We start from the raw sequence: 26,608 nt of genomic DNA on the forward strand, positions 1-26,608 counted from the left end.
TTTATTTAATATATCTTACGTCTAGAAAATCCTTTGCCCAATACGTTTAAAGTGTTATCTTCAATTACAAATGCGTGAGGGTCAAGAGAAAAAATAATTTCTTCTAATCGTTTTAATTGCACGCTATCTACAACAGTTAAGATTACTTTTTTATGTTTATGACTATAACTTCCTTGTCCATAAAGATAAGTGGCGCCTCTATGAAGACGTCTACTTATTTCTTCTACTATTTTTTCTGGCTGCTCAGCTATTATAATTACCATTTTGCGTTGATTAAATAAACCTAAGAAATATTCTCCCACATAAGCTGCTATGCCAATGGCAATGAGAGAATATAATATTAAATCCAAGGATAACACCTTTAAGCCAAAGCTAAAGATAATTAGAGTGAGAAGAAAGTTTGTTTGACCTATTCTAAGATTAAATTTATTATATAAGATTATGGCAATAATGTCTGTGCCTCCTGTTGAACCAAGACTGCGATAAGAAAATCCAAGACCTGATCCTAAAAGAGTGCCAAATGCTATAGTTGCCAAAAATGTATCTTTTATGTTTATTTGAAAATTTAAAACAAATAAAAATACAGAAGTAATAAACATACCATATAAGCTATATAAAAAAAACCTTCTACTCACATATACATATCCAAGAAGAAAGATTGGTACATTAAGGATAAAAAAGATATAAGATATTTTGAACTGAGGATATAGATAATGTAAAATTAAAGAAAGGCCAGATATACCTCCTGAAATAAGGTTATGATGTAGTCCAATTCCTTTAATGGCTAAAGAAATGAGTAAGGCTGAGATAGTGAGTAAAATTAAATTCCACCAAGGGCTATAAGTAAAAGAAATAAGTTTTTTTTTCATAAGTGCTTCCTTTTTAAATTTTTAGAAAAGCTAGAGGAGTTTTTATGCAATTTGAACCAGTTAGCCTTAGTTGGCAAGATGTTTATTTAAATTATTTTGTCAAGATGCAAGAAAAACCTTCTGATTTGAGTTTTGTCAATATATTTGGTTGGGCAGAAGAATATGGTTTACAACTAATTGAAAAAAATAATTTTCTTTGGCTGAAACAAACTTCTCCTACAGAGATTTTTTGGCCCCCAGTAGGAGATTGGGAAGTAGAGTGGAATAACGTGCTTACTTCTCTTCCATTTCCTGTATATTCTTTAGAAAGAGTTCCAGGTAGTTTAGCTTTTATATGGGAAAAACAATTTTCTAATATTAGGATTATTCCTCAGAGAGAACACTGGGATTATGTTTACTTAGTGAAAGAATTAATTGAGTTATCTGGGAATCGTTTTCACAAGAAAAAGAATTTACTAAATCAGTTTTTCAAAAAATATAACTATGTTTATAAAGAGTTACAACCTAAAGATATTGAGGAAGTCTTAACTTTGCAAACAGAATGGTGTTTATGGAAGGAGTGTGCAGACTCAAAGGCATTGGAGGCAGAAAATAAAGCCATTTTTCGAGTTCTTAGTTCTTGGGAACAACTTAAGAATCTTTTTGGAGGAGCTATTTGGATAAATAATCAGATGGTGGCTTATACCATTGCTGAACCTTTAGATCATGAGACTTTGGTAATACACTTTGAAAAAGGTTGTCCTAAAATAAAGGGTATATATCAAGCAATTAACTATCTCTTTTTAAAAAACTCTGCGGATAACTTTAAATTTGTCAATAGAGAACAAGATTTAGGGGACATTGGCTTACGTAAAGCCAAAAAGTCATATAATCCATATGGTTATGTTAAAAAATATAAAGTCGATTTAGGATTATCTTAAAATAGAGATATGAACTTTTACAGGTAAATTTTTAGACTAGATAGTAAGTAAGCTAAAACAGTATAAATCTTTAATTTTAAAAAGAATATTAAAATTAAATTTTGTTTTATAATTAAATTTTGATAGGCAACTGTATATTTTTAGCGTTCTCTTTTTAAGTTTTGTAATTAAATTAAAATAAAAAAAATATAAATATTTTTAAGCAGATGCTTATTGACAAATTTTTAAAATGTAATAAAGTCTACCTAAAATAGGGTGGAGGATTTTAAAGTTATTTGAATTTAACTTTAGGAGGGGGAGAGATGGAAGAATATTTAAAACAAGCGTTAGACATAGTTAAAGCACAGGCTTCTGTTCGTTCAATGACAGAAGAAGAAATTACATCTATGGTGCACAAGATTGCAGAAGGTATTAAAAGAGTTGTGGAAGGTAGAGAAGATGCGTCTCAAGCTCCTGTTATAGATCCTAAAAAAGCTATTAAAGAGAGAACTATTGTTTGTTTAGAGTGTGGTAAGAGTTTTAAAGTATTAACTAAAAAACATTTAGCATCTCATGGGTTAACTCCAAAAGAATATAAAGAAAAATGGGGTTATAAGAAGAATACTTCTTTGGTTTGCAAGTCTTTAGCTCGGGAAAGAAGAAAGAAAATGGAATCTATGAAACTTTGGGAAAGGCGTAAAGCTAGATAGTATTAGTAGTAGGTTGTAAGTCATTTTTTGAGTTAGGTGAAAAAGGGCTTTAGGAGTTCCTAAGGCCCTTTTTTTGTGTTTTTTTTCTCATACTTGCCCTTATCCAGATTTTTAGGTTGGGAAGAAGTAAACTAGACTATACAGCGATAGATTGATTTATTTTTTTAAAGTGTGGTTAAAGTTAATTTTAAGATAGGATAGATATTTATGAATTGGTTATTTAATTTTTATTTGGCGATAGATCCTTATTTAATTTTTTTCTTTAGGCTTATAAAGATTCCTATTTTAGGTTTTTATTTAGGAAATTTTGTTTTGGCTTTTGTTGCTACGTTGATTGGTGAAACTACCATGGTAATAATCTATCGGGCGAACAAGTCATATTTTGATTCCTTAAATAGGGAGATGTTAGATAATCATTCTTTATCTATTCGAGCGATTATGGTTAAAAGTAAGAAACATTTTAAAGCAGCCAATACTTTAGCTAATGAGGCTTTTGGAAAGGCATTTTTTGCTAGTTTAGCCCTGTTTGCTTCCTCTCTTTGGCCAGTGCCTTTTGCTTTAGGATGGCTTGGTTTTAGATTTTCGGGTATAGATTTCCCTCTTCCTTTTATAAATTTTAATGTTGGTTATTCATCAGTTTTTATTCCCATTTATATTTTAAGTAGAATGTTATTTGGTAAAATTAAACCATATTTTTCTTTTTTTAAGATAGGAGAGGATGTAAAAGAGGAGAAAGAATTTTTATCATGGTCTGATTTGCATAAAAAATAATTAACAAAGATTCTAAAGGATAATTTTTTTAAGCTAACATATGTTTTTTTTAACTTAAGAATAGAGGTAAATTATGAAGATAGGAGAATATTCTTTTTCTGAATTTAAAAATTTAGTCCGAGAATTTCATGGGAGTCCTGCTCCTGGTATTTTTTTAGGAGCAGTAATGGTGAAAAAGGCAAAAAGTCTGCTTTCTCCAGACATATTATTTGATGCTATTTGTGAGAGTGCCAAATGCTTACCAGATGCAGTGCAGTTGTTAACTCCTTGTACTATTGGAAATGGGTGGTTAAAAATTTTTCATTTGGGAAGATATGCACTTACGTTGTATGATAAATATAGTGGAGAAGGAGTAAGAGTATTTGTTGATACCGAAAAATTAGATAGTGCTCCTATAATAAAAGAGTGGTTTTTTAAGTTAAAACCCAAGCAAGAACAAAATTTGGAGGAAATTTTAAATGAAATAATGGAAAAGGGAGAGGAAATTTTATCTTGGCAAAAAGTTAAAGTACATCTTGATTTAGTTGCTAAAAAAAAGAGATCGGGCTTTGCTGTTTGTCCTTTGTGTAAAGAGGCTTATCCTGCAGCAGATGGAAGTATTTGTAGAGCGTGTCAAGGAGAGAGTCCTTATCAGGAGTTGGCTGAAGCTGAAGTTTCTTTGCAAACTGTTAAAATAGAAGAGGCTATTGGTAAACCATTAGTGCATGACCTTACTCAAATTATTCCTGGTAAAAGTAAGGGAGCAGTTTTTAAAAAAGGTGATGTAGTTTCCGTAGGAGATTTATGTAGATTACAACAAATGGGGAAAAAACATGTATATCTTCCCCTAACAGACGAAAAAGACTTTATTCACGAAGATAAGGTGGCTGAAGAATTTGCTAAGTATATGGCAGGAGATGGAGTAGATGTGGTGTTGCCTCCTAGTGAAGGAAAAGTGAATTTAGTGGCAGGTCGTGATGGTTTATTTGTGGTTAATAAGGAGGCTTTGATTGCTTTTAATCAGGTCCCTTATGTTATGTGTGCGAGTAGACAGAGTTTTTCTGTAGTAAGAAAAGGAGGATTGTTAGCAGGAACAAGGGCAATCCCTTTATATTTAGCTAAAAAGTATTTTCTACAGGCTCTTAGTTTTTTACAGACGCCAATATTTAAAGTAATTCCTTTGGTAAAAAAACGCGTTGGTTTATTAATAACAGGAAACGAAGTATTTTATGGTCATATTAAAGATAAATTTGAGCCTATAATACAAAACAAGGTAAAGGCTCTTGGTAGTGAGGTAGTAATAAGTTTAAAATCTCCAGACGATACAAATAAAATCAAGGGAGCAATCACTAAAATATTATCTGCTGGAGTTGATATAATTATTACTACGGCTGGTTTATCTGTAGATCCTGATGATGTAACTAGAAAAGGCCTTATTGAAGCTGGATTAGAAAATTTTGTTTATGGAGCTCCTATTTTACCTGGAGCTATGACCTTGGTTGGAAAGATTGGCCAGGTAAAGGTCTTAGGAGTACCCGCTTGTGCCTTATTCTTTAAAAGAACAAGTTTGGATCTTATTCTTCCTAGATTACTAGCTGGTTTAGATGTGTCTAGAAAAGATTTTTCTTATATGGCTGAAGGGGGGTTATGCCTCAACTGTAAGGAATGCACATTCCCTAAATGTTATTTTGGGAAATAAGTTTATTTTTAGTTGAGATAATTGTATTTAGTCAGACTTAATATCTTTTTTTAAAGTTGCAATTAATCTAGGGCGAAGGCGGGAGGTGAAATCAAAGTCAGCTAATGGTTCTAGGCCTGGCAAGATAGCTCTAACCACAGGTATCTTTAAGTATTTGTGTGTGAGGTCAACATAGAGAGGATAAATGTTTTGTTTAAAAAGATGCTTTTCTAGAATAGTTAAATCTTGCGTGGGATTAGAAGTAGAAAAGTTTTGAAAATCTGTCCATTTTTTAAGAGGCGCATTTAGTTTTTGGGTGGGCTCATCTGTTAGAGAATAGGGAATTTCTGTAAGGGCATTTATTAGGGCTAAAATAGGATTTAGGTTCGCAGCGGTGCCTTTAATAAGATTGTTGTGTTTATCTAAAACAAAGGCCTTAAAGCAAGGAACATTATGAACGTGGCTTAAATCTTGGAAATAAACAAATATTTCTCTTTGTAAGAGTTTTTGTTGAAAGTTTTCAAAAAAAGAGCCGTTAAAATCAACTTGAAAAATGTTTTTTTCATCATATAGGCTTAGAGTTTCGCTATCTCGTTCAATAATCTCTAAAAGTGCGTTTAGTTTGGCCTGATCTTGATTTATGCCCGCAGCTAGGCCTGTGGATCCTAGGTTAGATATAAGAGATACTTCTCCTGGATTAAAAAATAAAAATACTAATTGGGCGGGAATTAAAATATCTTGATTTTTCTCAGGCAGAGATATTTTACCTTTTAGCCAAAATATTTTTTCGTCTAAGTAAGGGGCATCTAATGCAAGGGAATTGGGATCTAATAAGTTAAATTTTTTGTTTTTTAGATTTGAATAAGAGTCAAAAACTAATTTTTGAGGTTTTAATAAATTAGTTAGATGTTCTTCTTCAATTTGAGCATAAGCTGAAAATCTTTCAACCATTTCCATATATAGTCTGATTCTTGCTTGGTCGAAATTAAATCCTCTTCCAAAGCTTATTTGTTCACCTTTAAAAACATATTCTAAAAATCTAGTTTTTATTTTTCTTTGGAAAACCCATTTGCGCCAAAGATTTATAGGAGCTAATCCATTTTTGTGTTGGTATTCGCTAGATTTAAATAGGTGTAGTTTTTTTAAATTTTCATAAATAGAATTTAATGTATTAAAGTCAAAAGAGGAGTCTTTTTTTATTAGGGGCAATGCTTGTAAGGAAAATTTATTATGAATATTGTTTGCTTGGCGAATTTTGGGAAATTTTTTGGGGATATTTGCTTGTTTTTGTGGTTTGTCTTGACGGAATTTTAAATAATTTATCCATTGTTGATGTAGGTCGTGGTCTTCCATGTATATAATTTTACTTAAAACTAAAGGAGATGGAAATTTTTTGGCTTTTTGTGTTGATTTTAAGATATTTGCAATATTAGGACTTAAGAACACAAGTTCTTTTATTAATAAATTTTTGAGATCAGAATCTGGCAGAGAATTAAAAAAATTTTCAAGTTCATTGATTTTTTTTATTTGAAGTTCTTCTAATAGATATTTATGGGCAAATAAATCTAAAGGGTGTTTTTCAAGATATGCAAAAAGTGCTTTTAAATTTAAGTTGGGTTGAGTGGAATAAAACCCAATTCCATTTTTTACTTTTTTTAAACTTAATAAATAAGTAAGCATTATAAAAAGTTAGCAAAAATTACCAATCCAGAGTCTTTTTCCAAGCGTAAGCTGCTTCATCTAGATTTAATTTAAAAATTTCATCCCCTTTGTATTGAAATTGTAATTCAGGTATTGCTGTAGTTTTTCCAATTAAAGCAATTCGTTGCCCCCAAAACAAAGATTCTATTTGCTGAGAATGTTCTGGTTTGACGGTTATAAGAAATCTACTGGCACTTTCACTGTAAAGAATTTCTTCTAAAGTTAGATCTTCGCAAGTAGGTATTAAACTTAGATCAATACTGGCACCTAATTTTCCACCAATAGCCATTTCTGCTAGGGCTACTCCCAAGCCCCCATCAGACAAATCATGACAAGCAGTAACAAGTCCTTTTTTTATAGCTTGGTGAAGGGTAAGATAGCGTTTTCGAGCAGAAAGAGCGTCTACTAAAGGGACCTCCCCTCCTTTTAGGCCAATTTCGTCTAAAAATTCACTTCCTCCTAATTCTTTTCTAGTGATACCTAGAATGTAAATATGTTCTTCTGGAAGCTTAAGATCAGAGGTTTGGCACCAGTTTATGTCATCGATGACACTAATTAAGGAGAAAAGCACAGTAGGAGGTATGGAAATTTTTTTCCCTCCTCCAGTATAATCATTTTTCATTGAGTCTTTTCCAGAAATACAGGGGATTTGAAATGCTTGACAAAAGTGAGCCAAAGCTTTGTTAGCCCTTACTAATTGAGCCAGTTTATAATAGCCATCAGGAGTTTTTTCTGATTGAACAGGATCACACCAACAAAAATTATCTACTCCAGCCATGTAATCTGGATTTGCTCCAACTGCCACACAATTTCTGATAGCTTCATCAATGGCATTTGCCATCATCCAGTAGGTGTCAAAATCACTAAATTTAGGACAAATGCCATTGCCTATTACTAGACCTTTTTCTTTATCCAAGACAGGGCGTATTACTGCGGCATCTCCAGGACCATCACTAACTAAGCCTACTAAAGGTTTAACTACACTGCCACCTTGAACTTCATGGTCGTATTGTCGAATAACATATTCTCTGGAACAAATATTTAAACGGCTAAGCATCTTTTTTAAAAACTCTGTATGGTTACCTATTTTTGTTTTATTAGTGTCAATTTGAGGAAATTGTGGTTTTTGCCAGATAGCTGTTAAGCGCATTTGGGGAACACCATGGTGTAGGAAGTCCATATCCAAATAAGCTACGATTTTTTCTCCATAACGAACTAAAAATTTTCCTGAATTTGTAAATTTTCCCAAGACACTTGCCTCTACATCCATTTCTTTGGCTAATTCTAAGAATTTATCTAAATTTTGAGGAGGAACAGCTAGTGTCATTCTTTCTTGGGCTTCAGAAAGTAAAATTTCCCACGGTTTTAAACCATCATATTTAAGAGGAGCTTTGCTTAAATCTAGATCGCATCCTCCAGTATCTTCTGCCATTTCGCCTACGGAAGATGATAAACCTCCTGCTCCGTTGTCAGTTATAGCATTGTATAATCCCATATCTCTTGCACGCATAATAAAATCGTACATTTTACGTTGCGTAATAGGATCGCCTATTTGGACTGCTGTGGCTGGAGAACCTTCGTGCAGTTCTTCTGAAGAAAATGTTGCCCCATGGATGCCATCTTTGCCAATACGTCCCCCGGTCATTATAATATAATCTCCAACTTGAGCTTTTTTTTCATATCCTGGTTTGCCTTTAATTTTGTGTGGAATTGTCCCTACTGTCCCACAAAAGACCAAGGGTTTCCCAAGATAGCGTTCTTCAAAGATGATACCTCCATTTACTGTAGGAATACCTGACTTATTTCCTCCGTGTTCTACTCCTTCTCGTACACCCTCAAATACTCTACGCGGATGAAGTAAACGAGGAGGGAGTTTTCCTTTATAAAAAGGAGAGGCAAAACAAAATACATCTGTATTACAAATAAGATTTGCTCCTAAACCTGTGCCCATTGGATCTCTGTTGACACCTACAATACCAGTTAAAGCGCCTCCATAGGGATCTAAAGCAGAGGGACTATTGTGTGTTTCTACCTTTATACACACATCAATATCTTCATCAAATTTTATAACTCCTGCATTATCTTTAAAAACAGAAAGGCAATAGTCTTTTTTTCCTTTTATACGTCTAATTTGTTTAGTGCTTCCAGCAATATAGGTATTAAAAAGGCTGTTTATTATTTCAGTCTTGTTGTTTTCCTTGTTTTCATATTTTATAAGAGCATTAAATATTTTATGCTTGCAGTGTTCAGACCAAGTCTGCGCTAAACACTCTAATTCTGCATCTGTAGGATTGGCAGGCAAACCTATTGCCTTCCGCTCTTGTTGGATATTTTGTTGCTGATAATAAGATCGAATGATTTTCATTTCCTCTAAGCTCAAGGCTAATACTCTTTTTTTACTTAGTTCAAGCAGCTCAGAATCATTAAGAGTCTGGAGGTCTATAATTTCTACTTCAGAATTTGCTTTTCCTGTTACTTTTGGTTCTATGACAGGAAATCCTGGTTCTTTTTCCCACTGTTCTTTACTTTTGATATAGAACCTTTCAATTAATTCATTGGCTAAGAGGCCTTTTGCAATTTGTTCTACTTGTTTTTGAGTAAGATCACCTTTTAGAAGGAATTGTTCTGCTGTATAAACTTTAATATTTGAATTTTTTAAGACTTTTTTTAAGGTTTCAGAAGCAGTACGTCCTTCATTGTCTGTTACTCCAGGCCTAAATCCAACTTCTATTATCCAGTCAAAATCCTTTGCTAAAGGAGAAGTACTTACAACATGCAATACAGGGTCAGATAATAAATGTTCTTCTATAACAGTTTTGATTTCAGATTCATTTATATTGGCAATAGTATATGTTTTTATAATTTGAACTGAGGATATATTAATATGTAAATGACTTTTAATCTTACGTGCGATATTTTCTCCTCTAACATCTCTAATATTTGATTTTAGGGAAACATCTATTTTAATAAGAGCCATATTTTACTCCTTAAGTTATTTTTATTTTCTATAGGATTATTCCCATACGATTTTATCTCCACCCATTCTTTTGGCCTTATAGGCCGCATTGTCTGCTCTGGAAATAAAAGATTCTTCTGTGTCATTATCTCGGAGAGTAGTTAATCCAATGCTTAAAGAAACTTCTTTTTTATATAATCTATCAAAACAATTTTTTATTCTTTTAGCGATAATGTCGAGAGCTTCTTTGCTTACTTCTGATACTAAAAGGACAAACTCATCTCCTCCATATCGACATGGAAAATCTAAGCCTTGACGAGAATTTTTTATAAGGATTTGTCCAAATTGCCTAATAATATTATCTCCTTGCTGATGTCCATGCAGATCATTGTATTCTTTAAATTTATCTAAATCGAAAAATATAAGTCCAAGACCTTTTTGAGTGCGTCTAGCTCTTTTTATTTCTCTGCCCAAGAATACTGCAAACTGATGGCGATTATATACCTTGGAAAGGTGATCAAAAGCTGCTTGTTGTCTTATTTTTTGTTCTAATCTTTTAATTACAGTAAGATCGCGGCCTACAACTAAGTAAGAAGCTTCTTCTTTTAAGGGGGAAACAAGTATTTCTAGAGATAGACTTTCACCATTAAGACAAAGATTTATTTCAAAAGGAACATTTTGTTCCTTTAAAATTTCCCTTCCCCATCTAAACTTGATAGGAGAAGAAGGAGAACTGACTTTAAAGAAGTTCTTTCCTTTTAAGTGGGATATGCAAGGAGAGGTGAAAATTATTCGTCCATCTTGATCAACTGTTAAAACAATATCTTGCATTGAAGAAATAAGAGCCTTTAAAAAATTTTGTTGATAAAGTATTTCGTTTTCTAAATTGGTAATTTCTTGAATATTTTGAACTATAACTAAAATTTGTTCCGTACCTTCTAGTATACGCCACGAGGCAGAAAAATTAAAACAAGGTGAATTTTCAATACTTTTTTCTGGGCTTAAGGGACAATATAGTTTTGAGTAAGAGGAAATTTTCTTTTGTAAAAAAGATTTCCATTCTTCGTCTAATTTTAAACCCAAAAGATTTTTCATAGCATTATGAAAACTTAAGCCCCTTAGTTCACTTTTTACTTGAAAAATTTTTTTAGCAAACGAATTTATTTGGAGTATTTTTCCTTTTTTATCCAAGCGCATAATACCTACAGGAATTAAGTCTAGGACCAGCGCTTTTCCTTTGGTTTCAAGATAGCGAAAATAAAATGTTTTATATTTTTGAGTTAAAAGAGATGTGTAAAGTTGGAGTTCTTTCTCATCAGGAGAGACAGGTTGAGATAAACAAATACAGCCAAACAGCTTATTATTGGCCTTAAGTTTAAGGCATGTTTTTTTAGAACAAATTTTAGAACAACTATCAGGAACACAATCTGTTTCTTGTAAAATACTAATTTTGCCTTCATTGATTTCAAAAGCTAATCGTTTGCCAGTAATAGGGGAGGAAAGTCCAAGACAAAAATTTTTAATTCCCCAAAGCCAAAAGAAGTGTCTAGAAATTAAGTGAGCAACTTCTTGGACATCTTTAGCAGTTTCTACTTCTTGGAGAAGATGATAAAAATTTTGTATTTTTTCTATAGGAAAAGTATAAAAACAGACTTTTTCTTGTTCTTCTTTTAGACCTAATGTTTCACATACAGAAATAAAGTTAGTATGAATTAAAGTCCTTAGTTCGTAAAATTTTTTATCATCAATGTTTAAAAGTAGGCGTAATAACTCTTTTATTTTGAACAAAGCTACTGTTGAGCTATCCTCAAACTCTGCTTCTGCCCATAATGTGCCTAAGATCATGGCTTGGACACTAGGAATATGGGATTCTACATGGTCAATGTCATGGTGATATTTAATTCCTTGAAATATTTCATTTAAAGGGAAATTCCACGTTTTTAGTAAAGCTAAAGTTATTTCTGGATGGCTAACACCCCATAATTCCCTTTCACGTTCTATTTGATCTTTTTTTAAAGAAATTAAATTATCTCCATCATAACATATTTGAGTGAATTCATCTACTTCCTCATCTTCAAGGCAGCAAATTAGAAGAAGACTTAAATCTTTAAGCAAAGTTGCTGTATAAATGATATCAGCTTCTTCAGGACATAGAAGGCTGGCTAAAACTTCGCTGCTTACTGCAGCCCATACAAGTTGCCTCCATGTCCTATACTTTAAGACATCACATGATTGAAACTTAAGGCTTAAATTTTTTTGAAAAGTCACAGACAATGCTATCTTTAAAATTTCTTTTGTTCCTAGAATGACAGCAGCTCGTTTTAGATTATGTACTTTTTCTTGTAATCCATAGTATGGAGAGTTTATTAAGGTCAGAATAGTAGTAGTAAGAGCAGGATCATAGCTAATTATTTGAGCTAGTTTATTAAAGTCTGGTTCAGAACTAGTAGCTTCTTGCAGTAAAGAAGACATTGCAGGTGGGAATGTGGCAGACATAGCCTCTTTAAGAGATAATTTGAGTTTTGCTGGTATTTTGCCTTTGTTCATACTTATTTCTCTCTCTCTAGTATGTAGTCAAGGATTGCAAACAGTAGAGTAGTTTCCTTAGAAGATGGGAAAACTTTTAAACTTTGTTTAGCAGAGCTTAAAAATGTTTTAGCCTTTTCTCTTACTTGAATAGCAATTTTATTATTTTGAATTGTCAAGGCAATCTGTTCTATTTCTTCTATATTTAAAGAGTTAGTTAGTATTTTTTGGAGAGTTTCTTCTTTTTTTAAGTCGGGAAGTTCTTTAAGATAAAGGATAAGAGGGAGGGTTATTTTACCTTCTTTTAAATCCCCCCAATTGGGTTTACCTAAAGTGGAAGCATTTTGAGTATAATCTAGGGCATCATCTACCAATTGGAAAGCTATTCCTATATTAAGCCCATAGTTTTTTGCTGCAAGAATAAATTCTTTATCTCTTCCGCTTAAAATAGCTCCACATTCACAAGCAGCTTGAATTAAAAAGGCTGTTTTGCCTTTTATGATTTCTAAATATGTTGTTTCTGTAATATTTTGTCCACTTAAACTAATTTCTTGGATTTCTCCATAAGCAGTGGCTAAAATTGCCTCAGATATTGTGTGGGTTAGAGCAGGGTTATTATACCTAGCTACAATAAGATTTCCTAGGGCTAATAGACCATCTCCTGCTAGGATTGACTCTTTTATACCAAATACAAGGTGTGATGCAGTTTTACCTCTTCTTAGATGGGCGTTATCTAAAATATCATCATGAATTAAAGTTGCAGAATGAAATATTTCTAATGCACTAGCAAGTGGGTAAATATCTTTTTTATTATAACCTAGTGCTCTAGCCGTAAGAATAGTAAGTAGAGGGCGGAGTCTTTTCCCTCCTGCGTTTAATACATGTTTAGCTACCTTATAAATAAAAGGGGGGAGAGACTTTATTTCAGTCTCTAGAGAAGTATTAATTTTAGGTAATTCATCTTTTAAATATTTTTTTAAATTAATTAAATTATTCGCCAATGTCCTATCCTACTATTTTTTTTAGTTTAATAAGAGCCTTTTCTCCATCCGATTGAATTTTTTTAGAATATTGATTTACATACGCTTTTATGTGTTTATTTAAGGTTTCTTCTTCCATTTCTTGGGCAAATGTTCGTAGTAGTGGTTTAATTTCTTGTGTTTTTAAGTAGGCAATGTCAAGACTTTCTTGAATTTTGCTTTCAACTTCTTTTTGAATATGTAAGTATTTTTTATGTAATAAAATTACTCCCAGAGGCAGTGGCAAGCCGTTTGTATTTTTTTCCCACCATTTACCTAAGTCTAGGAGAAGTTTAAATCCTTTTTGTAAATAAATAAGGGCAGTTTCATGGATTAATAGACCAGCGTCAACTATTTTTTGAGTGATAGCGTTAGGTATCTCGTTAAAGATCATTGGCACTGGTTTAAAAGGCTGTGCCCAACTAGCTTTAAGTAGATGATAAGCTGTGGTATTTAAGCCAGGAACTGCAATAGTTTTAATATGTTGAGGTAAAGTATTAGGCAGACTAACAAGTTTGGGACCATCTTGTATTCCAAATGCTCCTCCTGATTGTAAAATTTGATATTTTGAGGTAAGTTTTAACCCTGTGATAGCCGAAACTTTTATTAAATCGAATTGTTGTTTAAAAGCAGAGTTATTTAATTTTTCCACATCTTTAAAAACAAACTTTGAATGAAAATTTTTTAAATCATGGGTTAATCCCAGGATCCATGGGCCAAAGATAAAGATATCATTAGGACAGGGAGAGATCGCTATTTTAAAGATTTTCATAGGAAATATTCCTTTAATTTAGCTAATGAGGACAAAGCTTTGGCTATATCCCAAAATTTTTTGTCTTTTACCCCAACAACATTAGAGATAGTACGAATTTCAAGAAATGGAACTTTTAAAATATAGCAGGCATAAGCCAAGGCAAACCCTTCCATATTTTCTATATCTGCTTGAAAAGCTTTTTTTAATGTCTGAGCTTGTTTTTCAAATCCGCTGACTCCGGATACGGTTAGACTAGTAACTTTAGGAAAGGACAAGTTCAATTGAAATTTATGTAAAATTTTAGTTGGGTTTAAATCGATTTTATTGTCAATTGTGTCCCAAAGAGGAAATTTAAGTAGTTTTCTGTTTACCCCAGCAGGCATATATATACCAAGTTCTGGCCAGATTTCTGTTTTACAAATTACAGTAGAACCTAAACTATAAATGCTAGGAGAAAATGTCCCTGCAATTCCTAGATTTACTACTAAGCTGGGCTTTATTTTGGGGATAGTTAGAGAAAGGAAAAGAATACTATTTAAAATACTAATTCCTGTAACTAAAATCCAATTAGAAGCATTAAGTCGATATAACTCTCCTTGAGATACGCGTATTTTCTTACTTAAAAAAGATTCTGCTTCTTTTAATGTTGCAAAAACAAATAGTATTTTATGAGACATGGTATAAAATTATAATCTCCAATAGACTATAGATGTATTTTTAAAGTCTATAGGAGAAAACATTCCTTTTATATCAATAATTATAGCCTTATTGGGGTTTTTAAAAAATTTTAATAAATCTTGAGCGGAAAGTCTTTTATATTCTTCATGACAAACAGCTAAAATTATTGCATCAAGATCTTTTAATTTATCTATAGAACATAATTCTAAATTGTATTCCTGCTTAGCCTCTTCAGGTGAAGCTAAAGGATCATGGACAAGAACATGAATACAAAAATCTTTTAATTCTTCCACAATATCAATAACACGTGTATTTCTTAAATCAGGCACATTTTCTTTAAAGGTAAAGCCTAGTATTCCTACTTTTACTTGTCCCAAAAGACATTGCTGTTGGACAAGTAGTTTAACTGTTTTTTCAGCTATAAATTTTCCCATAGAATCATTTATTCTACGCCCTGCTAAAATTACTTGAGGATGATAGCCTATGGCCTCTGCTTTAAAAGTAAGATAATAGGGATCAACTCCGATACAATGTCCACCAACTAATCCTGGTCTGAATGGTAAGAAGTTCCATTTTGTTCCTGCAGCTTGTAGAACTTCGAGTGTATCTATACCCATTTTATCAAAGATAAGAGCAAGTTCATTCATAAGAGCTATGTTTAGATCTCTTTGGGTATTTTCAATAACTTTAGCAGCTTCTGCAACTTTGATAGAACTTGCTTTATGGATGCCAGCTTTTACTATTGTTCCATATACTTTAGCCAAAAGATCAGTTACTTCAGGTGTTTGTCCTGCAACAACTTTCACAATTGTCTCCAAAGTGTGTTCTTTATCTCCAGGATTTATTCTTTCTGGTGAGTATCCTACCCAAAAATCTTGTCCACATATAAGTCCTGAAGAACTTTCTAATTGAGGGATACATTTTTCTTCTGTAAGCCCAGGATAAACAGTGGATTCATACACAACTATGCTTCCTTTACTTAGCTGTTGGCCCACGGTTCTACTTGCGCTTAAAATAGGGTTTAAGTCTGGGCGGTGATATTTATCTATAGGGGTTGGCACAGCAACAATGATCAATTTAGCCTTTTGAAGTTCTTTGGGGTCAGAGGTATAATATATTTGGCTAATCTTAAGTTTTTCTTCTTCCACTTCTCTTGTAGAATCTATGCCTTGTTCAAGCTCTTTAATACGGTTTGGTTTTATATCAAATCCTATAACATCAAAGTGATGGGAAAGATGCACAGCCAAAGGTAGGCCTACATATCCTAGTCCCACCACTGCAATTTTTTCTTTTTTCTTTTTTAGATCCTCAAAGTTGAACATTTAGATTCCTCCAAATTTTTTATTTTTTTATGCCACTGGACTTTTTTTAAACTTCTCTTTAGAATTTTTATATGCATATCAATTGGGATTTCTTTTTTTCTGCTTTGGGATTGGCTTTGGTTTTAGAAGGCATTCCTTATTTTTTGTGGGCAGAGCGAATGCCTTCTGTTTTAAGATTATTGGCTTCTAAATCCCCTGCAAGTTTACGTAAAATGGGATTGACTTCTATTTTATTTGGCCTCCTTCTTATTTATTTTTGTAAAACTTAAGGTTTTTCTCCTACATGAATATAAACAATTCCTGAAGTTAGAGGAAAATATTTTACTTTTTTAAACCCACTTTTTGTCATCTCCCAAGCAAGTTCATGGGGTTGAGGAAAGTGGCATATAGTGTCAGCTAAATATGAGTAAGCACTCTTATTTTTAGAAACAAGTCCTCCTATCCAGGGTAGAAGTTTTTTTAAATAGAAGTTATAGAGTCCGCCCCATATTTTTTGTCTTCCACTACCAAATTCAAGGATATGAAAAGTCCCTCCAGGTTTTAGTACTCTAAGGATCTCTTTGTAGGTTTTTTCTCTAGGAGATATATTTCTTATTCCAAAAGCAATGGTTATTGCATCAAAGCATGCATTTTTAAATGGGAGAAATCTACCATCTCCCTGAAGAGGAAATATTTTAGCTGATTTAGTAATCTTTTTTTGGCCTGCTAGAAGCATAGCAAAGGTATAGTCTACTGCAGTGATAGACACCAAAGGATAGGTTTTTTGTATAGCCAAGGCTACATCAAAAGTGCCACATGCAAGATCAAGAACTCTTTGTTTTGAAGATAAATTTAAGGTATTAATTAAGCATTTTCGCCAATAAAAATCTATTCCTAAGCTTAGAGTGTGGTTTAGAAAATCATACCACGGTGCAATATTGGCAAAAAGTTTATTTACGTTTTGTTTTTTATTAGAATTATTCTGATTTTGATTCACAGGACTTGGTGATAGTTTCTAAAATATGATTATAGATTTTCGCAAAATTTTCTTGAAAATTGGTGGGAGATATTCTCCCTACTTCAATAAATTTAACCACAATTTCTTTTGCTACTTGAAGCGCTTGTTTTTGTAGTTTATCCATAAAATTTTCCTTTTTTATTTTAAAATATAAAATAAAAAATCCGCCCGGAAGGGGGGAATGGCTTTGACCTAACAAAAGGTCTTGCCGGGCGGCCAAGAGAAGAACCCATTAAGCCCTCCTCTTTAAAAAACAAGTTTTTATTTTTTAGAGTAAGTATGAAATATCTTTTACTTTTTATTTTTTCGTTTAGCCAATAGATTGGCAATTTCTTCTCTAATGACTTTTGCAGCCTCCTTGGGGACTTTGCTTGTTACGCATTCTTCTAATTCAAGACGCATTTGTTTAGCTAAATTTTTTAAATCTTCTCTGGTAATAAAGTCTATGCTTTTTATGACTTTGTTTACTGTGTTTTTAGTGTCTTCTTCTAATGCTGAAATTAGTTCTGCACTAAAATCTTTAATTTTTTGTTCCAAGCCCTGGTATTGTTCTTTGATTTCTTGAATTTTGGTTTCTACTTTTTCTTCTATATTATCAGAAACAGTTTCTTTTGGTGTTTCCTGCAATTTGGTTTCTAGATTGGAAATTTGTTCTTGGATGATATTTAAATTTGCTTCTAATTCCCCTATTTTTACTTCTAAGTTGGAAAGTTTTTCTTCTAGTTTTTGTTTAATACGTTGTTCTAGGGCTTCTAGCTTTTCTTCACTTATTTCTTGTCCAGAATCACTTTGTTGATCTGTTGGGGATTGTACTTCTGGTTCTGAATTCATGTCTTCAAGTTCTTCTAAATTAGAGAGCTCTTTATCAAGATCTTTGGCTTCTGCTTCTAGCTGAGCCAGATTTTCTTCAGGTTCTTGAGCTAGATCTTGGGAAGTTTCTGGTGCCACTGATTCTTCTGTTTCTAATAAATTATCTATAGATTCTTCTGCAGGCGCAGTGCTTTCCTCTTTTTGTCCTGATGCGGTTTCTTCTTTTAGAGATTCTTCTTTTTTCTCCTCTGTTTCTAAATTTAAATCTTCTTCAAAGAGGTCGTCAAAGTCTAGAGTTTCTTCTGATTGAGAAGATGTGGATTCTTCTTGAACTTGAGCCTTTTCTTCTTTTTTTTCTTCTGAATTTTCTGAAGAGTTTTCTACTTCAAACAGATCATCGAAATCAGAAGCAAAGTCGTCTTTTTCCACAGCGGTTTCTAACGGGAACTCATCTTCTGATTTTTTTTCTTCAGGCTCCTCTACAATATCTGTTAGTTCAATAATTTCTTCTTCTAAGCTTTTATTTTTTTCTTCAGGCATATATGCCTCCAAAGTTTAAAGAAAGCGGAAGACAAATTGCCTTCCGCTGTTTTTAAAAGATTAACAGTTATTTTTTCTTTTTAGCATGACACTTATTACAAGCTGTTGGGCCAGTTTTTTTGCCTGCTTTCTTTTCTGCTTTATGACAGTTAATGCAGTTTTTGTGAAAAGCTTGATAATAGTATTTAATGCTCTTCTTTTCTTTACCTTTAGGATTTACAATGTCATGACAGCCTGCGTCTGTACATTTTTTAATTTTTCCCTTGCCATCCCAAGTGTGATGGCATTTTTTACAATCCACAGAAGCATGACTAGCATGAGAGAATTTTGCAGGACCCTTTCGCACTTTTTTTACTCCAGCAGGTGGGGTTAACAACATATCCCCAGTAGGAGCTTTTACTGCCCATAGATTGGGGATGAGAAATAGCGCAGCTACCACAGCAGCCATCGCCCCAACCAACCAAGACCTTTTCATTGCTCTAACCTCCTTTTAAAAATGGTTTGTTCTTTTTAGAACAAATTTCTCCTTCTTATTTAGAGTAGGAGAAAATCTCATGTCAAGTAAACTTTTAAAATTTTAGATCTTCTGCTACCTTTAAGGTGAATTCCCATTCATTTTGAGTATGAGCGAAAGAATTAAAAGTTGTTTCAAAAGCAGAGGGAGCAAGATAAATGCCACCAGCACGCATTTGTTGATAAAAAGAAATGAAAATTTCTTGATTGCTTTTTTGTGCGGATTTAAAGTTAATTACAGGGTTTTCTGTAAAAAATAAAGTAAACATCGATGCAATTTGGTTAACTTGTACAGGTAAACCTTTTTTCTCTAAGATTTCTTTTAATTTAAGTGCCAACATCTGAGTATTTTTTTCCAAAGAAGCATAATCCTCTTTTTTTAGTTGAGTTAAAGTTGCAATACCTGCGCTCATGGCTAATGGATTTCCTGATAGTGTGCCTGCTTGATAGATTGGTCCACATGGCGCTACTTGTTCCATAATTTCTTTTTTCCCACCATAAGCTCCTACAGGAAGTCCTCCGCCTATTATTTTTCCTAGACAAGTTAAGTCTGGATCTATTTTAAAGTATTTTTGAGCTCCTCCATAACTTACACGAAAACCTGTTATTACTTCGTCAAAGATTAATAAACTACCATATTTATGAGTAAGTTCTCGCAGTCCCTCTAAAAATCCTTTTTGGGGCAGTACTGTTCCCATATTGCCTGCTACTGGTTCTACTAAAACTGCTGCAATATTATCTCCGTGTTTTTTAAATAGAGTCTCTACTTGATCTAAATCATTATACTCTGCAAGTAAGGTATGGGCTACTGTATCAGAGGGAACTCCTGGGGTTCCAGGAATAGAAAGAGTTGCCACCCCAGATCCAGCACTAGCTAAGAAACTATCTGCATGGCCATGATAACAGCCTATGAATTTGATGACTTTATCTCTTTTTGTGTAGCCTCTTGCTAACCGTAAGGCGCTCATAGTAGCTTCTGTTCCAGAATTTACCATTCTAACCATTTCAACACTTGGTAAAGCTTCTATTATTAATTCAGCTAATTCTACTTCTAGTTCGCATGGGGCTCCAAAGCTAGTTCCTTTTTGTAAAGCAGATTCTACTGCTTGTTTAACTTGAGGGTGTAGATGGCCTAAAATAAGAGGACCCCATGATAAAACATAATCTATGTATTTTTGATCATCTACAGAGTAAATAAAAGGACCTTCTCCTTTTTCTATAAATATTGGATCAGTTTTTACGCTAATACACGCTCTAACAGGACTATTTACTCCTCCTGGGATAACTTTTTTAGCTTTATCAAATAATATTTTTGATTTTTCCATATTTCCTCCTTAATCTTAAAAATATTGCATAGATGTCTTTTTTAATTCTTCAATGCTTTCTAATACCTCATATTGGGTAATTCCAGTAGAATTGGATAGTTCTTTGATTATTTTTTGGCATTCTTTTTTTGTTGTTGCATGAATCATTGTATAAATATTGTAGGGCCAGTTCGATGTAGTTTTGCGTTCATAACAGTGGGTTATCTCTGGTCTAGATGTAAATGTTTTGGCTACGTTTTCTACTTTTGACCTTGGAACATACCAAGCCACCATAGCATTTTGGCTATATCCTGCTTTTTGGTGGCGAAGTGTTGCTCCAAATCTTCTAATATATCCTTCTGATTTGAGTTTTTTTAAAAGTTCTAACACTGTTTCTTCTTTTAAGTTAACTTGTTTAGCGATTTCTTTAAAAGGAGTAAGGGTCTCTGGTAAATCAGTTTGTACGATTTTAAGTATTTGTAGTTCTAGGGGAGATAATTTTATAGAATAACTCAAATGTACCTCCTTTTTAAGGAAATAGAAATTTACTTATAGACAAGACTTTTGCTCTAGGCAAGCAAATTAGCTTAAAATAAGAAAGTTTGGTTGTTTTTAAAATTTACTTTAAAAATAAAAATAGGGCTTGATATTAAATATTATTTTATATAACTATGGCGTAAGTCAACTCTAATAACTAAAACAAGGAGTATGAAAGTGAATAAAAACATAACCATTAAGACAAAATTGATTGGTGGTTTTATTATTATAGGGTTGATTGTGTTAATCGTTGGATTAGTTGGCTTGCGAGGAAGCTTGGTGCTATCTGATAAAGTGGCAGAATTAAGTAAAATAGAAATGGTAAAAATTGAGAAATTACTTAAAATTAAAGTGGAATTTGAGCAAGGAAGGAATGTTATAGATGCATTATTAAATCCGGAACTAAGTTTTCAAGAAAGAAATGCACTTTGGGATAAATTGGCTCAAATTAGAAAAAATTATACCCAGTATAAAAAGATATATGCTAATTTACCTAGAAGTAAGGAAGAAGACAAAGAATGGAAAAAATTTTTAGTTAGCTTAAAAGCGTGGAAGGAGGTAGATGATAGATATTTTGCATTGGCAAAAGAAATACAGAAAAGTGGTATTACTAATCCGATAGAGTTTTGGGCAGTTTTAGAAAAGTATAAAGGATATCATTTTAGAATATTAGAAAAAATTTATAAAATGTTTATAGATAAAAGAGTTTTTGCTGGTAGTGTAAAAGTTGATGATTGTATATTTACATCTTGGCTAGACAAATTACAGGTGGATAATAAATCCTTAAAGAGGGATATTCAAGATTTAAAAGAATGTCATAAGTGTTTTCATAATTTATTAGTTAAGATTAAAGAGTTGTTTTCTCAAAAGAAAATTAAAGAAGCTAAGGATATTTTGCAGTGGCAACTATATCCAAAATCGAATGATATGTTTTTGTGTTTTGAAAGGTTAATTTCAACAGGCTCTGTTATAAAGAATAAATATGATAAAATGGTTAAAATGAATAAAGGAGTTGTTTTAGATAAACAAAGAAAAACTTTTTTTCATTTGGAGAAATTATTGAATATAGTTTCTAAAAATGCAGAGCTTAAGGTAAGAGAAGCAGAAAATATTTCAAAAGAGGTGGTATGGTATTGTATTCTTGGAATGAGTGGGGGTGTAATTTTGGCTTTAGGTTTAGGATTGTTGCTTACGCGTATGATAATTGGTCCTCTTAGGAAAACAGTTGATTTTGCTCAAGAGGTTGCTAGAGGCAATTTAGATGCTAAGTTAGAGTTTGATAGAAATGATGAAATTGGGAATTTAGTTAAAGCGATAAACCAGATGCTTGTTTCTTTGCGGGAAAAGATTTTAGAAGCAAAGCATAAAACTGAGGAAGCAGAGTCAGAGAAAATAAAGGCAACAAAAGCTTTAGCAGAAGCAGAAGAAGCAAGAAGACAGGCTGAAATGGCTAAAAAACAAGGGATGCAGGAAGCTGCTTCTAAAATTCATAAACTGTTAGAAACACTTACTCTTGCCTCGGATAATCTTAGTAGTCAGGTGGAGCAAACTGTTAAGGGAACGCGCTTTCAACAAGAAAGTTTAGAAGAGATTGCTACAGCTATGGAAGAAATGAATGCTTCTGTTTTGGAAATAGCAAAAAATTCCTCAGGAGTAGCTGCATCTTCTGAGCAAGCTCAGGCTAGAGCAAAAGAAGGAGAATCTCTTGTTGGAGAAATGGCAGATAAGGTCCAATTAGTTCAACAGAAAGCTAAAGAAACTAAAGTTAGCATTGATGAGCTTGGGCGTAGGGTAGAAAAAATAGGGTCTATTATTACAGTAATTGAAGATATTGCAGATCAAACTAATTTGTTGGCTTTAAATGCTGCAATTGAGGCAGCTAGGGCAGGAGATGTAGGAAGAGGTTTTGCTGTAGTAGCAGATGAGGTAAGAAAATTAGCAGAAAAAACAATGTCTGCCACGAAAGAGGTGGCTGAGGTAATTGCTAATATTCAGACTCAAACTAAGGAAAGTATTAATAGTGTTGATAGAGTAGCTAAAACAATAGAAAATACTACTGTTTTAGCTAAGGATTCAGGGCAGGCATTAAAAGAAATAGTTGACTTTGCCCAAAGAGTTGCAAGTCAAATTCAAGCTATTGCCACGGCTACAGAAGAACAATCTGCCACTAGTGAGGAAGTCAGTAGAAGCATTGAAGATGTGAATAGAATTGCAGGAGAAACTTCTGAGGTAATGCAACATGCTTTTAAAAATTTGAAACAGGTATCTGAACTTATTGATGAGTTAGAGGCTATTGTCCAGTCTATGCGGCAAGAGTAAATATATTTGTTTGGAATAAAAAGAATCCCGCCTTAAGGCGGGATTCTTTTTTGGGCGTTATCTTTTTCTCAACTTGAAATCTGTTTTAAAAGGTGAAAAGATAGATGCGGTTTATGTATAGAATTAGAGATATATTTGTAAAAAGGAGTTAGGATGTTAGATTTAAAGTTTGTTAGAAAAAATTTAGATGTGGTAAAAGAAGCTTTAATAAAAAGAAATATGGATTTTCAATGGGATGAATTTTTGAGTTTAGATGAGGAAAGAAGAAGTTTAATTCACAGGGTAGAGAAGTTAAAGGAAGAAAGAAATAGATCTTCTCAAGAGGTAGCCCAGAAGAAAAAGAAACAAGAAGATGTTCAAGATTTAGTTGAAAGATTAAGTATAATTTCCAAAGAGATTAAAGAACTGGATGCTAAGTTAAGAAAAATAGATGAGAAGTTTAATAATATTTTACTTACTATACCTAATATACCTCATCCTTCTGTTCCTATTGGCAAAGATGAAAGTGAGAATAAGGTGATAAAGGTATGGGGAGATGTTCCAACCTTTAACTTTCAGCCAAGAGAACATTGGGAAATAGGAAAAATTTTACAAGGATTAGACTTTAGTAGAGCTGCAAAGCTCACAGGAAGTAGATTTGTAGTAATGTGGGGATGGGCAGCTAAATTAGAAAGAGCTCTTATAAATTTTATGTTGGATATTCATACCAAAGAACACGGATATCTAGAAGTTTTGCCTCCATTTATTGTAAATGCAGATTCTATGCAAGCTACTGGTCAGCTCCCAAAATTTAAAGAAGATTTATTTAAGTTAGAGGGGTTAGAATATTATTTAATTCCTACAGCCGAAGTACCAGTGATTAACTTGCATAGAGACGAAGTTTTGCAAGCAGAACAATTGCCGATTAATTACACAGCATATACCCCTTGTTTTAGGTCAGAAGCTGGTTCTTATGGACGGGATACAAAGGGTATAATTAGACAACATCAATTTGATAAAGTAGAGCTAATTCGTTTTGTTCATCCCGAAGACTCTTATGAAGAGTTAGAGAGGTTAGTTAGACATGCAGAGAAAATTTTACAACTTTTAGAGCTTCCTTATAGAGTAGTTGCTTTATGTACAGGCGATCTTGGATTTTCAGCAGCTAAGACTTATGATTTAGAGGTGTGGTTGCCTGGGCAAAATAAATATAGAGAAATATCGTCTTGTTCTAATTGTGAAGATTTTCAGGCCAGGAGAGCGAATATTAGACTTAAGGATAAAAAAAATAAAAAAATAAAATATCCTCATATCTTAAACGGTTCCGGATTAGCAATAGGAAGAACCTTGGTAGCGATTTTAGAAAATTATCAACAGGAAGATGGTACTGTAATTGTCCCCAAGGTATTAAAACCATATCTTAATGGATTATCCAAAATAGAGCCTAGGAAATAAACTTTAGGCCTCCATCTTTGTTTACCTAAAAAAGGGGGATTTTGGGTAAACAAGAAGAGGGAAAGATATGGCCAAGCTACACCCATGATGGAGGCCTAAAGTTTATTAAACTCTTTCTCTTTTAAAATACTTCTATAGTTATGTCAATTTTGACTTAATTTTTATTTTAAATACTTTTTTGTCTGGTCTTTATTTTTAACTATATAACATATTGGTTTTTTTGGTCTATTTTTAGGTGTCATGGAAATTTTTTTAAATAAAGTTACATTTCCTGTTTTTGGGATACAATTAAAATATAGTTATGAGAGTTATAGAGCCTAAGCAGTCGGTTCTTGAATTCGGGCGATATAGGTTTGAATAGATAGTATGATAGTTAGCAATTTTTCTGTTTTTGGATGAAGTCAAGTATTAACTTTGAGAGGGATGGACTATTTTATTTGTAGGTAGAACCAAATACTTAGGAGTACAAGTGTACTTATTCCTATGAGTAAAAATAGCCATTTTTTATAGGGAGTTTTATTAGTGATAAGCGTTTTATGTTTGTTATATTTTATATTTGGGAAAAGTATTTTTTCTTCTTTGGCAATACGGGTACGTAGTGCCAAAATAATGGTTTGGGTATCTGATATAAAAGAGGAAGAAGACGATTTTATATTTTCTAAAGGTTTCCATTTATTTATGTAAGCACTAAAGGCTTGTTTTAATCTTCCCATTTCTTTGGAAAATTTTTCAGCTAATTCTCTTATTTCTTTATTTGGATGCTCGCGTAAAACAGGGTACATAAAGTCATCTTCTAGCAAAAGATGTTTTTTTAGAGTTGAGGATAGCGTCGATAAGATTTTTTTTAATTCTGGGATATTATTAAACTTTTGGGTTTCTTTTATTTTTAAAGTCTCTTTTTCCAATGAAGTTAATAAATATAAAATAGTTTGGTGTTGTTCTGTTAGAGATTGATAATAGTTCATGTCTTTTCTCCATTAGTTTTATAGTTAAAGTAAAGATACTTTATTTTTTTTATAGAGATTTGTAAAGTTCAGTTTAAATTTTAGATAGAGTTGTTTTATTAGATTTTTTAAGGTTATTTGAGATAATGTTTAAGAAGTTATTTAATTAGGTGTAGGTATTGAAGAAAAAACACAGCGAGAGAGAACTCTCGCTGTGTAAAGGTAAAAGAAGTGGATAAGTAGAGGTTTTTAGAAGGGAGGCAGTATGCTATATCCTAAGAATCCTTTGGTTGTGTAGCGAATACCTACATAAAAAGCCAACACTACAAACAATCTCTTCAACCAAATGTCTGGAATATATTTGGAAGTCCTTGGACCAATCACTGATCCTACTATTATTCCTAACAATTCCACTCCTATTAAAGGCCAAAATACAGGAGTACCTTTAACAAACATATAAGAAAATATACTTGTAATCATACCTATCAATACTGCTAATGCTGAAGTTCCTGCAACCAAATACATGGGCAAACCTGCAACACTAGTCAAAAATGGTACTAATAAAAATCCACCACCTACTCCCAAAAAGGAAGCTATTGCAGCAATAAAAAATCCACCAACTACTGGAATCAATGGATTAAAAGAAAATTCTACTCCATAAAATGTAAATACTACTCTGGTTAAACTAAATGACCTTACCTTTACTCCTAACTCACTCTCATCTATCTGAGCACCTTCTTTTTGCTTCTTCACACTCTCCTGAAATGCTTTGGCTGCCTCTTTGGCCTTCTTCTTCTTAGCCTGACCTGCTGGAGTGGTCTCGTAAAATAAATAACACCCCAAAAACAACACAAATAATCCAAAATATCCAATATATTGCTTTAAAGAAATCTTACCAGCTGTAATTACTGGTACCAAATAACTACCACTAATAGATCCAATGGCTAACGCTAATCCCAACGGCAATACAAGTCTGCCCATCTTCCAATAATTAAATGATGATATTGCTGCACTCGTACCTACCAACCATTGGTTAGATACCCTAATTGAGTCCGTTAATACCTTATTTAATACTGGAGATGTCTTCTTAAAGGTAGAGGCATAGTTGCCTAAACCATACACCGTAATATGACCAACTCCTGCCATTATCCCACCAAATGCTCCTACTGTAGAAAATATCCAACCTACCCATATGGCCCAAAAAAAACCAACTATTAAATTAATCTGAGGAGCTCCTGGTATCCCTAAATAACCCTTTGCTGCCCCTTCATTAATCATCCCCGCTCCCTCTCCCTTAGGAGCCTGCGCTATCGCTTCACCTAACCTGTCCGCTAACGCAGGATGACTA

23 protein-coding genes are annotated in these 26,608 nt (G+C 33.0%); 7 read left to right on the forward strand and 16 right to left on the reverse strand.

Going from position 1 to position 26,608, the window contains the following annotated elements; all coding sequences use genetic code 11:
- Positions 1-5 precede the first annotated feature (5 nt).
- Positions 6-869: a YitT family protein gene (locus BLP60_RS06840; RefSeq protein WP_092065374.1), complete on the reverse strand. Its 864-nt coding sequence runs from the start codon at positions 867-869 to the stop codon at positions 6-8.
- A gap of 44 nt (positions 870-913) precedes the next feature.
- On the opposite strand from BLP60_RS06840, the gene BLP60_RS06845 reads away from it, so the two are divergent.
- The 4 genes from BLP60_RS06845 (at position 914) to BLP60_RS06860 (ending at position 4,927) form a co-directional block, all read left to right on the forward strand.
- Positions 914-1,789, forward strand: a complete 876-nt coding sequence (locus tag BLP60_RS06845; protein ID WP_092065376.1) for a DUF2156 domain-containing protein — start codon at positions 914-916, stop codon at positions 1,787-1,789.
- Positions 1,790-2,091: 302 nt separating this feature from the next.
- Entirely contained in the window at positions 2,092-2,478 is a 387-nt protein-coding gene (locus BLP60_RS06850) for a Ros/MucR family transcriptional regulator (RefSeq protein WP_092065378.1), read from the forward strand.
- Positions 2,479-2,685: 207 nt separating this feature from the next.
- The gene (locus BLP60_RS06855) at positions 2,686-3,249 is read left to right on the forward strand and encodes a hypothetical protein (RefSeq protein ID WP_092065380.1); all 564 of its coding nucleotides are present in this window, start codon (positions 2,686-2,688) and stop codon (positions 3,247-3,249) included.
- A 73-nt stretch (positions 3,250-3,322) separates the two neighbouring features.
- Complete coding sequence (locus BLP60_RS06860) at positions 3,323-4,927, forward strand: FmdE family protein (protein ID WP_092065382.1); 1,605 nt, start codon at positions 3,323-3,325, stop codon at positions 4,925-4,927.
- A 27-nt stretch (positions 4,928-4,954) separates the two neighbouring features.
- On the opposite strand, the gene BLP60_RS06865 is transcribed toward BLP60_RS06860, so the two are convergent.
- From BLP60_RS06865 to BLP60_RS06895, 7 genes are read right to left on the reverse strand one after another with little or no spacing between them, the layout of a single operon-like run.
- The gene (locus tag BLP60_RS06865) at positions 4,955-6,586 is read right to left on the reverse strand and encodes a YcaO-like family protein (protein WP_092065384.1); all 1,632 of its coding nucleotides are present in this window, start codon (positions 6,584-6,586) and stop codon (positions 4,955-4,957) included.
- A 19-nt stretch (positions 6,587-6,605) separates the two neighbouring features.
- Positions 6,606-9,584 carry a phosphoribosylformylglycinamidine synthase subunit PurS gene (locus BLP60_RS06870; RefSeq protein ID WP_092065386.1) on the reverse strand — a complete coding sequence of 993 codons (2,979 nt, stop codon included), beginning with the start codon at positions 9,582-9,584 and terminating at the stop codon, positions 6,606-6,608.
- Positions 9,585-9,620: 36 nt separating this feature from the next.
- Positions 9,621-12,110 (reverse strand): HDOD domain-containing protein, encoded by a 2,490-nt coding sequence (locus tag BLP60_RS06875; RefSeq protein WP_092065388.1) that lies wholly within the window; start codon positions 12,108-12,110, stop codon positions 9,621-9,623.
- Between the two features lie 2 nt (positions 12,111-12,112).
- Positions 12,113-13,090, reverse strand: a complete 978-nt coding sequence (locus tag BLP60_RS06880; RefSeq protein ID WP_234970970.1) for a polyprenyl synthetase family protein — start codon at positions 13,088-13,090, stop codon at positions 12,113-12,115.
- Positions 13,091-13,094: 4 nt separating this feature from the next.
- A complete protein-coding gene (locus BLP60_RS06885; protein WP_092065390.1) occupies positions 13,095-13,880 on the reverse strand; it encodes an MqnA/MqnD/SBP family protein in 786 nt (261 codons plus the stop codon).
- A complete protein-coding gene (mqnB, locus tag BLP60_RS06890; RefSeq protein WP_092065392.1) occupies positions 13,877-14,539 on the reverse strand; it encodes a futalosine hydrolase in 663 nt (220 codons plus the stop codon). Before mqnB ends, BLP60_RS06885 begins: the two co-directional genes overlap by 4 nt.
- Positions 14,540-14,548: 9 nt before the next feature.
- On the reverse strand, positions 14,549-15,862 hold the full coding sequence (locus BLP60_RS06895; RefSeq protein ID WP_092065394.1) for a nucleotide sugar dehydrogenase: 1,314 nt from the start codon (positions 15,860-15,862) through the stop codon (positions 14,549-14,551).
- A 71-nt stretch (positions 15,863-15,933) separates the two neighbouring features.
- Between BLP60_RS06895 and BLP60_RS06900 the strand changes: the two genes are divergently transcribed.
- Complete coding sequence (locus BLP60_RS06900; protein ID WP_092065396.1) at positions 15,934-16,131, forward strand: DUF2065 domain-containing protein; 198 nt, start codon at positions 15,934-15,936, stop codon at positions 16,129-16,131.
- On the opposite strand, the gene ubiE is transcribed toward BLP60_RS06900, so the two are convergent.
- From ubiE to ahbB, 6 genes are all read right to left on the reverse strand, one after another.
- Entirely contained in the window at positions 16,128-16,838 is a 711-nt protein-coding gene (gene ubiE / locus BLP60_RS06905) for a bifunctional demethylmenaquinone methyltransferase/2-methoxy-6-polyprenyl-1,4-benzoquinol methylase UbiE (protein ID WP_092065398.1), read from the reverse strand. The genes BLP60_RS06900 and ubiE overlap by 4 nt on opposite strands.
- A complete protein-coding gene (locus tag BLP60_RS10650) occupies positions 16,819-16,983 on the reverse strand; it encodes a hypothetical protein (protein ID WP_200779118.1) in 165 nt (54 codons plus the stop codon). Before BLP60_RS10650 ends, ubiE begins: the two co-directional genes overlap by 20 nt.
- A 167-nt stretch (positions 16,984-17,150) precedes the next feature.
- Entirely contained in the window at positions 17,151-18,209 is a 1,059-nt protein-coding gene (locus BLP60_RS06915) for a GumC domain-containing protein (protein WP_092065402.1), read from the reverse strand.
- Between the two features lie 67 nt (positions 18,210-18,276).
- A complete protein-coding gene (locus tag BLP60_RS06920; protein WP_092065404.1) occupies positions 18,277-18,684 on the reverse strand; it encodes a cytochrome c3 family protein in 408 nt (135 codons plus the stop codon).
- Positions 18,685-18,778: 94 nt separating this feature from the next.
- Complete coding sequence (gene hemL / locus BLP60_RS06925; RefSeq protein ID WP_092065406.1) at positions 18,779-20,047, reverse strand: glutamate-1-semialdehyde 2,1-aminomutase; 1,269 nt, start codon at positions 20,045-20,047, stop codon at positions 18,779-18,781.
- Positions 20,048-20,062: 15 nt separating this feature from the next.
- Positions 20,063-20,542, reverse strand: a complete 480-nt coding sequence (gene ahbB, locus BLP60_RS06930; protein ID WP_092065408.1) for a siroheme decarboxylase subunit beta — start codon at positions 20,540-20,542, stop codon at positions 20,063-20,065.
- 198 nt (positions 20,543-20,740) lie between these two features.
- Between ahbB and BLP60_RS06935 the strand changes: the two genes are divergently transcribed.
- Together BLP60_RS06935 and serS are read left to right on the forward strand one after the other, a co-directional pair.
- Positions 20,741-22,882, forward strand: a complete 2,142-nt coding sequence (locus BLP60_RS06935; protein WP_159427705.1) for a methyl-accepting chemotaxis protein — start codon at positions 20,741-20,743, stop codon at positions 22,880-22,882.
- Positions 22,883-23,035: 153 nt separating this feature from the next.
- Positions 23,036-24,316, forward strand: coding sequence for a serine--tRNA ligase (gene serS / locus BLP60_RS06940; RefSeq protein ID WP_092065412.1), 1,281 nt, complete (start codon positions 23,036-23,038; stop codon positions 24,314-24,316).
- 428 nt (positions 24,317-24,744) lie between these two features.
- On the opposite strand, the gene BLP60_RS06945 is transcribed toward serS, so the two are convergent.
- Together BLP60_RS06945 and BLP60_RS06950 are read right to left on the reverse strand one after the other, a co-directional pair.
- Positions 24,745-25,281 carry a hemerythrin domain-containing protein gene (locus tag BLP60_RS06945; protein WP_092065414.1) on the reverse strand — a complete coding sequence of 179 codons (537 nt, stop codon included), beginning with the start codon at positions 25,279-25,281 and terminating at the stop codon, positions 24,745-24,747.
- A 228-nt stretch (positions 25,282-25,509) separates the two neighbouring features.
- The coding region (locus BLP60_RS06950) for a sulfite exporter TauE/SafE family protein (protein ID WP_092065416.1) at positions 25,510-26,608 on the reverse strand (1,099 nt) is incomplete at its 5' end.

Source organism: Desulfonauticus submarinus, assembly GCF_900104045.1.
Taxonomy (GTDB): Bacteria; Desulfobacterota; Desulfovibrionia; order Desulfovibrionales; family Desulfonatronovibrionaceae; genus Desulfonauticus; species Desulfonauticus submarinus.

Coding starts and splice junctions, on each gene's coding strand:
- BLP60_RS06885 (WP_092065390.1), bottom strand. CDS start 13,880: ATGAAAATCTTTAAAATAGCGATCTCTCCCTGTCCTAATGATATCTTT.
- hemL (WP_092065406.1), bottom strand. CDS start 20,047: ATGGAAAAATCAAAAATATTATTTGATAAAGCTAAAAAAGTTATCCCA.
- BLP60_RS06840 (WP_092065374.1), bottom strand. CDS start 869: ATGAAAAAAAAACTTATTTCTTTTACTTATAGCCCTTGGTGGAATTTA.
- BLP60_RS06900 (WP_092065396.1), top strand. CDS start 15,934: ATGCATATCAATTGGGATTTCTTTTTTTCTGCTTTGGGATTGGCTTTG.
- BLP60_RS06860 (WP_092065382.1), top strand. CDS start 3,323: ATGAAGATAGGAGAATATTCTTTTTCTGAATTTAAAAATTTAGTCCGA.
- BLP60_RS10650 (WP_200779118.1), bottom strand. CDS start 16,983: ATGGATAAACTACAAAAACAAGCGCTTCAAGTAGCAAAAGAAATTGTG.
- BLP60_RS06845 (WP_092065376.1), top strand. CDS start 914: ATGCAATTTGAACCAGTTAGCCTTAGTTGGCAAGATGTTTATTTAAAT.
- BLP60_RS06945 (WP_092065414.1), bottom strand. CDS start 25,281: ATGAACTATTATCAATCTCTAACAGAACAACACCAAACTATTTTATAT.
- BLP60_RS06875 (WP_092065388.1), bottom strand. CDS start 12,110: ATGAACAAAGGCAAAATACCAGCAAAACTCAAATTATCTCTTAAAGAG.
- serS (WP_092065412.1), top strand. CDS start 23,036: ATGTTAGATTTAAAGTTTGTTAGAAAAAATTTAGATGTGGTAAAAGAA.
- mqnB (WP_092065392.1), bottom strand. CDS start 14,539: ATGTCTCATAAAATACTATTTGTTTTTGCAACATTAAAAGAAGCAGAA.
- BLP60_RS06850 (WP_092065378.1), top strand. CDS start 2,092: ATGGAAGAATATTTAAAACAAGCGTTAGACATAGTTAAAGCACAGGCT.
- BLP60_RS06855 (WP_092065380.1), top strand. CDS start 2,686: ATGAATTGGTTATTTAATTTTTATTTGGCGATAGATCCTTATTTAATT.
- BLP60_RS06915 (WP_092065402.1), bottom strand. CDS start 18,209: ATGCCTGAAGAAAAAAATAAAAGCTTAGAAGAAGAAATTATTGAACTA.
- BLP60_RS06895 (WP_092065394.1), bottom strand. CDS start 15,862: ATGTTCAACTTTGAGGATCTAAAAAAGAAAAAAGAAAAAATTGCAGTG.
- BLP60_RS06920 (WP_092065404.1), bottom strand. CDS start 18,684: ATGAAAAGGTCTTGGTTGGTTGGGGCGATGGCTGCTGTGGTAGCTGCG.
- BLP60_RS06865 (WP_092065384.1), bottom strand. CDS start 6,586: ATGCTTACTTATTTATTAAGTTTAAAAAAAGTAAAAAATGGAATTGGG.
- BLP60_RS06870 (WP_092065386.1), bottom strand. CDS start 9,584: ATGGCTCTTATTAAAATAGATGTTTCCCTAAAATCAAATATTAGAGAT.